Source organism: Streptomyces fulvoviolaceus, from assembly GCF_000718165.1.
Classification (GTDB): domain Bacteria; phylum Actinomycetota; class Actinomycetes; order Streptomycetales; family Streptomycetaceae; genus Streptomyces; species Streptomyces fulvoviolaceus.
In genome coordinates, this window is sequence record NZ_JOEY01000002.1 from 249,618 (window position 1) to 262,575 (window position 12,958).

The window sequence follows — 12,958 nt, forward strand, 5'->3', positions numbered from 1 at the left end:
CGGCCCCCAACTTCTTTCCACATCAGCTCACTTCGCGACCGCCTTCGTCGCCTTGCTCACCGCCGACCCGTCCTTGTGACCGGTCCGGTGCGCGATCACCTTCACGGTGATCTTTTTGCCCTTCTGGGCCGTCTTCAGCTTCAGCGAGGACTTGGTCGCCCCGCTGATCGCCTTGCCGTTCGCGTACCACTGGTACGAGTACGAGGTCGGCGTCAGGCTCCACGTCCCCTTGGACGTCTTCAGCGTCCTGCCGACCTTCGCCGTGCCGCTGATCACCGGCGCCTTGGTCGACTTGGGCGCGTCCCCCTTGGCCACGGTCACCCCGGCCGAGGTCGCCGTCCCGCTCTGCCAGCCGCTCCTGACCGCGGTGACGGTCACGCTGAGCTTCTTGCCGAGCGTCGAGGCGGCGACGGTGTACGTCTTCGCCGTCGCCCCGGAGATCGCCTTGCCGTCCACCTTCCACTGGTACGTGTACGAGGACGGTTCCGCCGACCAACTGCCCGGCGCCGCCGTGACCTTGGCGCCCACCTTGGCCGTGCCGGTCACCTTGGGGGCGGCCGTGTTGGTCAGCTGGGGTTCGGTGACGGTGAAGGTGCCGCGCGGGTACTCACAGCAGGTGGTGAACACGCTGACGTTCCAGGTGCCCGCCGCCACGCCCGTCAGGTCGAGGGTCGCGGTCAGCGTCCGGTTGTCGGCCGAGACCGATTCCGTCGTGGCCGTCAGGGTCCTGCCGCTCTGCGACAGCCGTACCGTCGCGGTCGGGGGCAGCGCGGTGCCGGTCACCGTGAGCGTGACCTTGTTGCCGGCGACCCCGGTGTCCGGGCCCACGTCGGTGACGCTGACCTTGTCCGGGCCGCACAGCGTGAACGTACACGTCAGCTTGGCGCTGTAGGCGGTGCTCGACGCCTTCTCCGGCAGGCCGAGAACCAGCAGGCTCGGGCTGGACGCGGAGGACGAGCCGCCCGCCGCGCACTGGTAGCCCGTCGGTATGTACAGCGAACAGCCGTTGTTCCAGGCGCTGTTGTACAGCGCGGGCACCGCGGTCGTCGTAGCGCCCGTGGTGTCCGTGATCGCCATGTCGAAGCGGTCGAACCCGGCCGTCGGCAGCACCGCGCACACCGCGGTGTGCGACTCGTCGAGCGTGCCGGTGACCGGCCCGTAGCCGTACGACACCGACGGCACCTTCGTGCACTCCGGCGCCGGACCGTCCGCCGTCGCGACGCGCAGGGCGTCCAGGTGGTACTCGGGCGCGGCCTTCAGCGTGGCCGGGGTCTGCACGAGGACCTGGTGGGTGGTGGACCCGGTGACCGCGCAGGAGCGGTTGCGGAAGGAGCACTCGGCGGTGCCGTCGCCGCCGAAGGCGACGATGTTGGCGGTGCCCAGCGCGTCCCGCACGTCGAGGTGCAGGACGTCGGTTGCCGCGTCGGTGGTGACCTGGTGGCAGTTCAGGGTGCCGGGGTCGCCGTACGTCCCGGCCACGGAGGGGCCGCCGACCTTCGACGCGGCGACACTCGTGCAGCCCGCCGCGGAGGCGGACGCGGTGACGTCACGCCGGGTCAGGGAGTACGTGGCGGCCATGTCCCGGCCGGTGACCAGCACGGTGTGGGCCGCGCCCGGGGTCAGCGCGCACAGCGTCCAGCCGTTGTTGGTGGCGGTGCGGTCGCAGACCTTCTTGCCGGTGGCGTCCAGGACGGAGAACTTCGCCGGTACGCCCCCGGAGGTGCCGATGAGCTGGAGGACCTCGGCGCCCGTGTGGGCGTCCGCCGGGATGCTCAGGCACTGCGAGAAGACGCCGTCCCCCGTGCCGAAGGCGGCCGCGGCACCGTCGGCGGAGAAACTGCCGGCGGGCAGCACCGGGCAGTCGTTCGCCGCGTCGGTGCGATGGAAGGCGATCGTGTAAGGGCCGGTGGCGTCCTCGCCGACGGCGTCGGTGTGGACCAGCGCCCGGAAAGGAGCCGTGCCGGTCAACTCGCAGTCGCCGTCCGCCAGTTCCGTCGCGCCGCACTGCACGGTGCCGTTCGCGTCGACGACCTCCACCTCGGCGTCGACACCGTCCGCGGCGATCGGGGTGAGAGCGGCGATCGTGGCGCCCTGCGGGGCGTCCAGCGCGAGGCAGTCGTACTGCCCGACCGTGCTCAACTCGCCCTTGTGCACGCCGGTCCCGGTCGCCACGCACCCGGCGTCGGAGGCGCGATCGAAGACGACCACGTCGTCACCGGGGTCGACGCCGAGGTCGATGACCGCGGTGTAGGTGCCCGCGGCCGGCAGCCGGCAGGGGTCGGTCTCCTCGCAGGCGATCTTCCCGGCCGCGTCGTACACGAAGGCGGGGCTCGCCGAGTAGTCGTCGACCTCGTGGACCACGTACGGTCCGGCCCGGTCGACGGTGAAGGTGAAGCAGGGGTTGGTCCGGAAGTCCAGACCCTCCAGCAGTCCGAAGGGCCGCACGGGCGCGGTCCGGCAGCCCTGCGGGTCGGACAGCGAGCGCACCCCGGCCGTGTACTCGGCGGGGAAGCCGTTCTCCGACTCGTTCACCCTGGAGATCACGCGGTAGGGGCCCCCGCCGGGCAGCACACAGCTGAGGGTGTTCTCGTCGTCCGCGGTGATCCGCGGGCAGATCCGGGTCCCGGTCGAGTCGGTGATCCACGCGACGATGTCGCCGTAGACCTTGGTGGCCCGGTTGAGCAGGACGCGCTCGCCCGGCTCGCCCTCGAAGGCCTGGCAGTCGATCTCCAGCGGGCTCGCCGAGGTCCGGACGGGCGCGGGCACGTCCCAGGCGGTGCCGACCGAGGCGTGGCAGCCCTCGGTGGCCGAGCTCAGCGGGACGACGGTGAACCCGGCGTCCGTCAGGTCCGACCACCCACTGTTGACGACCTCGACGGTGTAGTCGCCGGCCGCGGGCACATCGCATCGGCCGCTCTCGGAGAACTGCTCCTCGTAGCAGTCGACTTCGGTGCCGTCCGCGGCGAACAGGCGCGCGTACGCGCTGCTGCTCCGGTCGACGGTCACCAGATACCGCCCGGCCGCCGGGGCCGTCATGGTGAAGCAGACACTTTCCCCGGCCGGGACGGTCGCCTTGTTGATGGCGTCCCCGGGGTCACCGAACGACGCGAGCGCGAGCGGCGCGCACTCCGCCTCGGCGGCGACGGCAGGGCTCGCCCCGGTCAGGGCCAGCAGCGAGGCGAACAGCGAGACGACAGCGGCGAAGACGGCCGCCCGTCTGCGTCTCGTAGGCGGACAGGAGTCGTCGACGGACAAGAGATCCCCCCTGGATCAGCGGTCGTTGAGGCGATAGTGACACAGGGGTCCGACAGCGCACTCACGAGATTCCAGGGGCTGCAGAAAGCGTTATCCGATCAGCACCGTCCGGCAATCCACTCAACACCGTCCGGCAAATCCACTCAGTGCCGTCCGGCAATCCGATCGGCGAACCGCGCCAGCCGCGACGACTCCCCGCCCAGCCCGGAGAACTCCCGCCGGTCCGCCGCCCGGTACGTGGCGTACATCCCGTGCACCCCCAGCCAACGCAACGGCTCCGGCTCCCACTTGCGCACCTTGTGCCCGACCCACGGCAGATCGGTCAGCTCGGTCCGACCGCCCTGCCCCGAGTCCTGCTGCACCAGGTCCCGCAGCGTCCGCGCCGCCAGGTTCGCGGTGGCGACGCCCGAGCCGACGTACCCGCCCGCCCAGCCGAGCCCCGTCGACCGGTCCAGCGTCACCGTCGCGCACCAGTCCCGCGGCACGCCCAGCACCCCCGACCAGGCGTGCGCGACGCGCACCCCGGCCAGCGACGGGAACATCCGCACGAGGATGTCCCGCAGCGCCTCGATCGTCGCGTCCTGCGTCCGCCCGTCGTTGTCGGTCCGCGACCCGAAGCGGTACGGCACCCCGCGCCCGCCCAGCGCGATCCGCCCGTCGGCGGTGCGCTGCGCGTACATGTAGGCGTGCGCCATGTCCCCCAGCGCCTCCCGCCCCTCCCAGCCGACCGACGCCCACTGCTCCTCGCTCAGCGGCTCGGTCGCGATCATCGAGGAGTTCATCGGCAGCCAGGTCCGCTTCTGACCCTTCAGGTTGGCCGTGAAGCCCTCCGTGCAGCGCAGGACGTAGGGCGCACGGACTGTGCCGTACGGCGTCACCGCGTGCTTGGGCCGTATCTCCGTCACCGGCGTGCCCTCGTGAATGACGACGCCCAGCGCCTCCACGGCCGCCGCGAGCCCTTTCACCAGCTTCACCGGGTGCACCCGCGCCCCGTGCGGAGTCCACGTCGAGCCCACCGCGCCGGCCACCCGGACCCGCTCGGCGGTCTCCACGGCGCCGTACAGCTCACGGTCCTTCTCGCCGTACGACAGCTCGTGCTCGTGGAAGGCCTTCAGCCGCGCCAACTGAGCGGGCGTACAGGCGACTTCGAGGACGCCGCCCTGGTGGACGCCGGCGTCGAAACCCTCCCCCGCAACCGCCCTGACGACCTCGTCGACGGTGTCGTTCATGGCCCTCTGCAGCCGTACGGCCGCCTCGTGCCCGTGCAGTTTCGCGTACCGGTCCCGGCCCGCGATGCCGTTGTACAGCCAGCCGCCGTTGCGCCCCGAGGCGCCGTAGCCGCAGAACTTCTGCTCCAGGACGGTGATCCGCAGGAAGGGCACCGCCTTCTTCAGGTAGTACGCGGTCCACAGTCCCGTGTACCCGCCGCCCACGATCACCACGTCCGCGGACGCGTCACCGCCGAGCGGCTCCCGCACCGCAGGGAGGGAGTCGTCCGCGTACCAGAAGGAGATGCCGCCGTTCACGACAGCGCTTGCCGAGCTGCTCATGAGCCGGAAGTCAACCATTCACGGCGGCCGCTGTCTCCTTCGGATTCCGTGGCTTCACCCGCCCCCTGGCCAGCGGGTAGCACCCGAACCCGATCAGCACGGAGGTGAAATGCCCGAGATCGGTGAAGGTGCGCCCGGTGACCAGCGGCACCCCGTACACGAGGAGAACGACGAACGCGTAGCCGTACCGCCAAGGAGCCGGGATCAGATGGACGAGCACGGCGACCACCCCCGCCAGCGCGTAACTCACCCCGATATCAAGGGTGTTGACCGCCGAGGCCGGCGCCATCCCGTGCCGGATCCCCCACAGCAGCGCCCCCTCGCTGATCAGCGTGGCCAGCACATGCGCCGCCGCACACACCGCCAGCCACCGCGCCGTCCCCAGCCGGCGTTCGGCCGGCGCGTGGAAGACGGAGTAGAGGACGGCGTACGGCAGCCAGCGCCCGCCGTCGATCCACATCGCACTGGCGACCAGCACCCGCACCGGGTTGCTCGACAGCTCATGGATGTTCGTCGACCGCTGCCGCAGGAACTCCTCCTCGAACTCCGGCGACATGTGATGCAACGCCACCGTCGTCACGAACAGGATCCCCAGCCAGATGTACGTGCCCGGGGCGCCGCGGACGTACATCCACACCCTGTGGACAACCCGACGAAGGCGAATTCGCATGATCCGATTCACCCACGTCGGTAGGGTCCGGGACGTGATCGACATTCCGGAGGAACTGGCCGCGACGCAGGCGAAGTACAACGGAGAGGCGGGGCGGGCCTTCATCGCCGGACTGCCGGACCTGGCCGCCGGCTTCCTGCGGCGCTGGGACCTGCACCCCGACGGACCGTCCATGTACGGCATGTGCGCACTGGTCCTCCCGGTGACGCGGACCGACGGAACCCGCGCCGTACTGAAACTGCAGCTCCTCGACGAGGAGACCGCCGGAGAACCGGTCGCCCTGCGCACCTGGAACGGCGACGGAGCCGTACGGCTCCTCGCGTACGACGACGCCACCGGCACCATGCTGCTCGAACGGCTCGACGCGGCACGGATGTTGACCCACCTGCCGGACGCCCGGGAAGCCACCCTCGTCATCGCCCGGCTGCTCGCCCACCTGACCGCCGTACCGGCACCGCAGGGTCTGCGACGGCTGGAGGACCTCGCCCGGGGAATGCTGGACCAGCTGCCCGGGGCGCTGCCCCGGGTGACCGAAGCCGACCGCCACCTGCTCCAGGACTGCGCGGCCGCACTGCGCGAGGTCGCCACCGAACCCGGCGACCGCCTCCTGCACTGGGATCTCCACTACGACAACGTCCTCGCCGCCGACCGCGCCCCCTGGCTCGCCATCGACCCCAAACCCCTGGCCGGCGACCCCGGCTTCGAACTCTTCCCCGCCCTCGACAACCGCTTCGACCCCGCCGAGATCCGCTGGCGCTTCGACGCCATGACCGAGGTCCTCGCCCTCGACCGCGCCAGGGCCCGCGCCTGGACCCTGGCCCGGGTCCTGCAGAACTCCCTGTTCTCGATCGAGGGCGGCCGCGCTCCGGCGCCGCACCACCTGGAGATCGGGCGTCGACTGCGGTCTTAGTCGGCAGCCGCCTTGCTCCGCAGCGTCTCCTTCTTCGCCCGGTTCCCGCACGTGCCCATGGAGCACCAACGGCGAGTGCCGGGGCGGGAGGTGTCCAGGAACAGGGCCGCACAGGTGGAGCCGGCGCAGTTGCGGACCCGGGTGATCGCCGGTGAGGTGACGAGGTCGAGGGCGTCCCGGGCGACGAGGGAGAGGGTTGCGCGGACCGGGTCGTCCGCGTGCCAGTGGAGGGCTCCGTCGGGGTTCAGGTGCGGGACGGGGGCGGGACGGGCGGCGGCCTCGTTCACCGCCGTCCGGGAGTGCGCCGAGGGCTTCTCGCCGGCGCGAGCGGCCGCGATCAACTCGTGGACGGCCTCCCTCAGCTCGCGGGCCTCCTGTGCGGTGCTCTTGCCCGGCCGAACGTCGGCGCAGGGCCCGCACTGTGTGACCCAGGCCAGCAGAGCCTCGCCGTCGGGCAGCTCCTCCACCGCGTCGGGCGTGCCGCGGTGTCGCAACGTACGGACGAAGTCGAGGCAGGAGCGGCCGGCCCCCTGACGGAAGCGAAGGCTGACGGGCTCGGCAGGTGCGGGCATGGATCCAGCGTACTAGAGAACCGCTTTAACCGGTGCCGGACGCCGATACGACTGCTACCGTCATGGAACCAGTCAAACCGGTTCACCCGGTTCACCCGGTTCACCCGGATCACCCGGATCACCCGGATCACCCGGATCACCCGGATCACCCGGATCACCTGTTTCAACTGCTTCACCTGTGAGGTGTCTTCGTGCCCCCGATCCCCGAGCACACGACAGACCGAACGACGGAACAACCGGCCCTCCCCCGCGGGGCACTCCTCGTCCTGTCCCTCGCCTGCGGTGTCGCCGTGGCCAACATCTACTTCCCGCAGGCGATCAGCACGCTCACCGCAGCCGACCTCGGCGTACCCCCCGCATCGGCCGCCCTGGCCGTGACCGCGGCCCAACTCGGCTACGCGGCCGGCATCTTCCTCCTGGTCCCCCTCGGCGACCGACTCCCGCACCGCCCGCTCATCGTCACCCTGCTCACCCTGACCGCCGCAGGCCTCCTGGCAGCAGGCACCGCACCCTCCCTGCCCGTCCTCGTCGGCGCCAGCGCGGCCGTCGGAGTCACCACGGTCGTACCGCAGATCATCATCCCGATGACCGCCGGACTCGTCCCCGCCGAGCGCCGCGGAGCCGTGACCGGCACCCTCCTGAGCGGCCTGATCGGCGGCATCCTGCTGGCCCGCACCTTCAGCGGCACCCTCGGCGAACGGCTGGGCTGGCGCGCGCCCTACCTGGTGGCCGCCGCCGTCACCCTCGCCCTGGCAGCGACCCTCACCCGCACCCTGCCCACCACCACACCCACCTCCCGCGAGCGCTACCCGACCCTCCTCGCCGCGCCCCTGCGCCTCCTGCGCGAAGAACCCGACCTCCGCCGCAGCTGCCTCTACCAGGCCACCGTCTTCGCCGGCTTCAGCGCCGCCTGGACCAGCCTGACCCTCCTCGTCACAGGACCGACGTACGACAGGGGCGCCCAGACCGTCGGCGTGATCGGCCTGGTCGGCGCCGCCAGCATGTTCTGCACCCCCTTCGCCGGCCGCCTCGTGGACCGCAGGGGCCCGGACACGGTGAACCTCGTCTGCATGCTCGGTTTCCTCGCCTCGGCCGCCGTCCTCCTGCCCGGCGCGCACGGAGGCACGATCGGCCTGATCACCGTCTCCGCCGGCCTGCTTCTGCTCGACGTGGCCGTCCAGTCCGGCCAGGTCGCCAACCAGGCCCGGATCTTCGCCCTACGACCAGAAGCCCGCGCCCGCCTGAACACCGCGTACATGACCTGCGCGTTCCTCGGCGGCAGCGCCGGATCCTGGCTCGGTGTCCGCACCTACGACCACTTCGGCTGGCCCGGCGTGACCGGCCTCGTAGCCCTCACGGGCGTGCTGGCCCTCACCCGGCACCTCCTCCATCGGAGCTAGCCTGCGCATCGTGATCCGTACCGCGACCCCCGCCGACATCCCCGCCGTCCACACCCTCATCCGCGAACTGGCCGCATACGAAAAGGCATTGGAGGAAGCAAGAGCAACCGAGGAGCAACTGACAGAGGCCCTCTTCGGCGAGCGCCCTGCCGCCTACGCCCACATCGCCACCGACGACACCACGGGCGAAGTCGTCGGCTACGCCATCTGGTTCCTCAACTTCTCCACCTGGCGCGGAGTCCACGGCATCTACCTCGAAGACCTCTACGTCCGCCCCACCGCCCGCGGCGCCGGCCACGGCAAGGCCCTCCTCACCGAACTCGCCCGCATCTGCGTGACCCGCGGCTACCAACGCCTGGAGTGGTCGGTGCTCGACTGGAACACCCCGGCCATCACCTTCTACGAGTCCCTCGGCGCCCGCCCCCAGGACGAGTGGACGGTGTACCGGTTGACAGATGAGGCGTTGGTGAAGGTTTCACGCATGACAACTCACTGACTGGGCACGGCTCACTTACATGAGCATCACTGGCATGAGCGCCCCGAATATGCCCGCCTTCTTACCCGGCCTCGAACTCTCCCGCCGCTTCTACACCGAAGCCGTCCGCCCCTTACTGGAGGAAGCCGCCCCCGACATCCCCCACTCCGCCGCCCGCATCGGCAGCGGCTCCGAGGTCCTCGGCTTCGACACCGCCCGCTCCACGGACCACGAATGGGGGCCACGCCTCCAGCTCTTCCTCCGCCCCGGCGACGTCCCCCGGCACGCCGGCCGCATCAGACACGTCCTCGCCGAACACCTCCCGAAGACCGTCCACGGCTTCCCGACCAACTTCGCCCCCACCGGCGAGCCGGGCGACATCCGCGTCATGCGGACCACCGACGGCCCCGTCCACCACCGCGTCGAAGTCACCCACGTCACCTCCTGGTTCACCGCCACCCTCGGCTTCGACCCCAACGCCCCCATCACCCCCGCGGACTGGCTCGCCGCCCCCACCCAACTCCTGGCCGAGGTCACCGCGGGCGCGGTCTTCCACGACGGTCTCCGCTCCCTGGCCCCCGCCCGCACCGCCCTGAGCTGGTACCCCCACGACCTCTGGCTCCATGTGCTGGCCTGTCAGTGGCGCCGCATCTCCCAGGAAGAGGCCTTCGTCGGCCGCTGCGGCGAGGTCGGCGACGAACTCGGCTCCGCGATCGTCACCGCCCGCATCGCCCGCGACCTGATACGCCTGTGCCTCCTCATGGACCGCCGCTACCCGCCGTACGACAAATGGCTCGGCAGCGCCTTCGCCCGCACGACCACGGGCCACCACCTCACCCCGGTCCTCACGGCGGCCCTCGCGGCCACGGACTGGCACACCCGCGAACAGCACCTCGCCAAGGCGTACGAGACGATCGCCTGCCTGCACAACACCCTCGGCCTGACGGACCGGGTCGACCCGAGCACCCGCCCGTACTTCAACCGCCCCTTCCGGGTCCTCAAGGCGGAACGATTCGCCGAGGCACTGACCGCCCGTATCTCGGACCCCGCGATCAAGGGGCTGCCGGTGGTCGGGGCCGTGGATCAGTTCGTCGACAGCACAGAGGTGCTGGGGCGGCCGGAGGTGGCCCGCGCGGCGGCCGAGAACATGACGAAGCCCAGGCCACAACACCGCTGACCTGGGCTTTCCCGAGCCCCCTGTCGGATTCGAACCGACGACCTACGCATTACAAGTGCGTTGCTCTGGCCATCTGAGCTAAGGAGGCCTGCACGCGCGTGACGCGCATGTGCCCGTGCAGTGTACCCAGGTCCCAAGTGCGCCCTGTCGAAAATTTCCGCGAAGTTCACAGTCGCTCAGGTACTGACATACGGGTGAACGCCAGGTACCGTCCTGACCCAGTCCACCTGCGTGGACTACACCACCACCTTCCTACAACGGATCGTCCGGCACGTTCCTGCCGGTAGAAGGGGGCCCATCACCATGGCCACTGTTTCGTTCGACAAGGCAACCCGCATCTACCCGGGTTCCACCAAGCCCGCTGTCGACGCTCTGGAGATCGACATCGAGGACGGCGAGTTCCTCGTCCTCGTCGGTCCGTCCGGCTGCGGCAAGTCCACCTCGCTCCGCATGCTCGCGGGGCTCGAGGACGTGAACGGCGGCGCCATCCGCATCGGTGACCGCGACGTCACGCACCTGCCGCCGAAGGACCGGGACATCGCCATGGTGTTCCAGAACTACGCGCTCTACCCGCACATGTCCGTCGCCGACAACATGGGCTTCGCGCTCAAGATCGCCGGCGTCAACAAGGCGGAGATCCGGCAGAAGGTCGAGGAGGCCGCGAAGATCCTCGACCTCACGGACTACCTGGACCGCAAGCCGAAGGCGCTCTCCGGCGGTCAGCGCCAGCGTGTCGCCATGGGTCGCGCCATCGTGCGTGAGCCCCAGGTGTTCCTCATGGACGAGCCGCTGTCCAACCTGGACGCCAAGCTCCGTGTGTCCACGCGTACGCAGATCGCCTCGCTGCAGCGCCGTCTCGGCATCACCACCGTCTACGTCACCCACGACCAGGTCGAGGCCATGACGATGGGCGACCGGGTGGCCGTCCTCAAGGACGGTCTGCTCCAGCAGGTCGACTCACCGCGCAACATGTACGACCGCCCGGCGAACCTCTTCGTCGCCGGCTTCATCGGCTCCCCGGCGATGAACCTCGTCGAGGTCCCGATCACCGACGGCGGTGTGAAGTTCGGCAACAGCGTCGTCCCGGTCAGCCGTGACGCCCTGACGGCCGCCTCCGACAAGGGCGACACCACGGTCACCGTCGGCGTCCGTCCCGAGCACTTCGACATCGTCGAGCAGGGCGGCGGCGCGGCCGCCACCCTGACGAAGGACACGGAGGACGCCCCGGCCGGTCTCGCGGTCTCCGTGAACGTCGTCGAGGAGCTCGGCGCCGACGGCTACGTCTACGGCAGCTCCAAGGTCGGCGACGACCTCAAGGACCTGGTCGTCCGCGTCAGCGGCCGCTCGGTGCCGGAGAAGGGCGCCACGCTGCACGTCGTGCCGCGTCCGGGCGAGATCCACGTGTTCTCGACCTCCACGGGCGAGCGCCTCTCCGACTGATCTCCGACCGGGGACATTCCCGGCGATTTCACCCGCGTTGACGAGAAGGGCCCCGCAGAGCGCTGCGGGGCCCTTCTCGTTGTCGACAAATACCCCGGCAGACCGGTCATTTCGAGCCCGTACGTCAACGCGCTACCCAAAAAGAGCCACCACTTCATCCCCCGAACCGGTGACTAAATGTCGCCAAATCATCACCCCGCGCTACCCTCACACGCGTGAAGCACTCCACTAACCAACAGACGCGACGCGGCCGGGGCCCCGCCCGCCGGATCGGCCGCTCCCTCGCCCTCGTCCTGCCCGTCGTCCTGGTGCTCTCCGGGACCCTCGCGGTCACCCGAGTCAACTGGTCGGGGAATCCCTCGAACTCAGTGCTCACCGCAGCGGACGCCTCCAACGGCGACGTCTCCTCGCGTGTCGCCGCTCTGGCCCCGCAGGACGTACTGCGGGAGCAGCTCCTGACCGAGCTCCAGGAGAAGAACCCCGGTGTCGCCCTCACCCACCTCCAGGAGGCCGTGAACGACCGTCCGTCGCTCGCCGAGCACTGCGTCTCCATCGCCCGCGCCCTCGGCCGCGCCGCGGTCCGCGTGTACGGACCGACGCGCGCCCAGTCGTACGCCCGCCCGGTCTGCGACACGTCCTTCGCGACGGGGGTCGCCGCAGCGCACAGCTAGCACCGCAGTCATGCACAGCTGGACCCAACAGGGCGGCAGCGGCCGCCCTGGGGCGGCGAGCGGGGCGCGACGTACAGTTCGGTCATGACCGATCCGAACGCCGCGTCCCGCCCCGTTCAAGCCGTGATTCTGGCCGGTGGCCAGGGCTCACGGCTGCGCCCCTACACCGACGACCGGCCCAAGCCGATGGTCGAGATCCCCGGTACGGGAACTCCGATCATCGGCCATCAGCTCGTCTGGCTCGCCGAGGAAGGCGTGACGGACGTGGTCATCAGCTGCGGGCACCTCGCCGAGGTCCTGCAGAAGTGGCTGGACACGGCCGACCTGCCGGTCAGCGTCACGACGGTCGTCGAGACGGAGCCGCTCGGCCGCGGCGGCGGCCTCAAGTACGCCGCCGCGCATCTCCCCCACCCGGACCGGCCCTGGTACGCCACCAACGGCGACATCTGGACGCGCTTCTCGCTGCGCGACATGGCGGACTTCCACGCGGAGCGCGACGCGGTCGCGACGATTGCGCTGGCCCGGCCGCGTATCCCCTGGGGTGCGGTGAAGACGGACGAGTTCGGGCGGGTGACGGACTTCATCGAGTCGCCGCCGACTTCGTACGAGATCAATGCGGGCGTGTACGTCTTCTCACCGGAGTTCACCGGGCTGCTGCCCGAGCGCGGCGATCATGAGCGGACGACGTTCCCTCACCTTGCGCGTGAGCGCCGGCTTGCCGGGTTTCCGATTCCGCAGGGTGCGTATTGGCGTGCCATCGACACGGCCAAGGATCTGCGCGAGGCGGCGAAGGAGTTGGCTGCGTTGGGGCGTTAGGGCTCCACGGGGAGGGTCGTGA

The 12,958-nt window shown here is 70.4% G+C and carries 11 protein-coding genes and 1 tRNA gene; 7 read left to right on the plus strand and 5 right to left on the minus strand.

The window, feature by feature from the left end; genetic code table 11:
* Positions 1-27: 27 nt before the first annotated feature.
* The 3 genes from IG08_RS0103005 to IG08_RS0103015 form a co-directional block, all read right to left on the minus strand.
* Positions 28-3,255: a hypothetical protein gene (locus IG08_RS0103005; protein ID WP_030595880.1), complete on the minus strand. Its 3,228-nt coding sequence runs from the start codon at positions 3,253-3,255 to the stop codon at positions 28-30.
* Between the two features lie 143 nt (positions 3,256-3,398).
* On the minus strand, positions 3,399-4,805 hold the full coding sequence (locus tag IG08_RS0103010) for an NAD(P)/FAD-dependent oxidoreductase (RefSeq protein WP_030595882.1): 1,407 nt from the start codon (positions 4,803-4,805) through the stop codon (positions 3,399-3,401).
* A 10-nt stretch (positions 4,806-4,815) separates the two neighbouring features.
* On the minus strand, positions 4,816-5,436 hold the full coding sequence (locus IG08_RS0103015) for a rhomboid-like protein (RefSeq protein ID WP_338060134.1): 621 nt from the start codon (positions 5,434-5,436) through the stop codon (positions 4,816-4,818).
* A 37-nt stretch (positions 5,437-5,473) separates the two neighbouring features.
* Here IG08_RS0103015 and IG08_RS0103020 point away from each other — a divergent pair, with 37 nt between their 5' ends.
* Positions 5,474-6,385, plus strand: coding sequence for an aminoglycoside phosphotransferase family protein (locus IG08_RS0103020; RefSeq protein WP_043453029.1), 912 nt, complete (start codon positions 5,474-5,476; stop codon positions 6,383-6,385).
* Here IG08_RS0103020 and IG08_RS0103025 read toward each other — a convergent pair.
* On the minus strand, positions 6,382-6,957 hold the full coding sequence (locus tag IG08_RS0103025) for a CGNR zinc finger domain-containing protein (RefSeq protein ID WP_030595891.1): 576 nt from the start codon (positions 6,955-6,957) through the stop codon (positions 6,382-6,384). The two genes, IG08_RS0103020 and IG08_RS0103025, sit on opposite strands and share 4 nt — an antisense overlap.
* Before the next feature lie 200 nt (positions 6,958-7,157).
* On the opposite strand from IG08_RS0103025, the gene IG08_RS0103030 reads away from it, so the two are divergent.
* Genes IG08_RS0103030 through IG08_RS0103040 form a run of 3 tightly spaced genes read left to right on the plus strand, consistent with a single transcriptional unit; the run spans position 7,158 to position 10,009 of the window.
* Positions 7,158-8,357, plus strand: coding sequence for an MFS transporter (locus tag IG08_RS0103030; RefSeq protein ID WP_043453112.1), 1,200 nt, complete (start codon positions 7,158-7,160; stop codon positions 8,355-8,357).
* Positions 8,358-8,367: 10 nt separating this feature from the next.
* Positions 8,368-8,853 (plus strand): GNAT family N-acetyltransferase, encoded by a 486-nt coding sequence (locus IG08_RS0103035; RefSeq protein ID WP_030595895.1) that lies wholly within the window; start codon positions 8,368-8,370, stop codon positions 8,851-8,853.
* A 34-nt stretch (positions 8,854-8,887) separates the two neighbouring features.
* On the plus strand, positions 8,888-10,009 hold the full coding sequence (locus tag IG08_RS0103040) for a DUF4037 domain-containing protein (protein WP_234342794.1): 1,122 nt from the start codon (positions 8,888-8,890) through the stop codon (positions 10,007-10,009).
* Between the two features lie 14 nt (positions 10,010-10,023).
* Here the strand turns inward: IG08_RS0103040 and IG08_RS0103045 are convergent.
* Positions 10,024-10,097, minus strand: a tRNA-Thr gene (locus IG08_RS0103045).
* A 215-nt stretch (positions 10,098-10,312) separates the two neighbouring features.
* On the opposite strand from IG08_RS0103045, the gene IG08_RS0103050 reads away from it, so the two are divergent.
* From IG08_RS0103050 to IG08_RS0103060, 3 genes are all read left to right on the plus strand, one after another.
* Positions 10,313-11,449: an ABC transporter ATP-binding protein gene (locus tag IG08_RS0103050; protein WP_030595899.1), complete on the plus strand. Its 1,137-nt coding sequence runs from the start codon at positions 10,313-10,315 to the stop codon at positions 11,447-11,449.
* 215 nt (positions 11,450-11,664) lie between these two features.
* Entirely contained in the window at positions 11,665-12,120 is a 456-nt protein-coding gene (locus tag IG08_RS0103055) for a hypothetical protein (RefSeq protein WP_030595901.1), read from the plus strand.
* A gap of 84 nt (positions 12,121-12,204) precedes the next feature.
* Positions 12,205-12,936, plus strand: a complete 732-nt coding sequence (locus tag IG08_RS0103060; RefSeq protein ID WP_030595905.1) for a nucleotidyltransferase family protein — start codon at positions 12,205-12,207, stop codon at positions 12,934-12,936.
* Positions 12,937-12,958 lie beyond the last annotated feature (22 nt).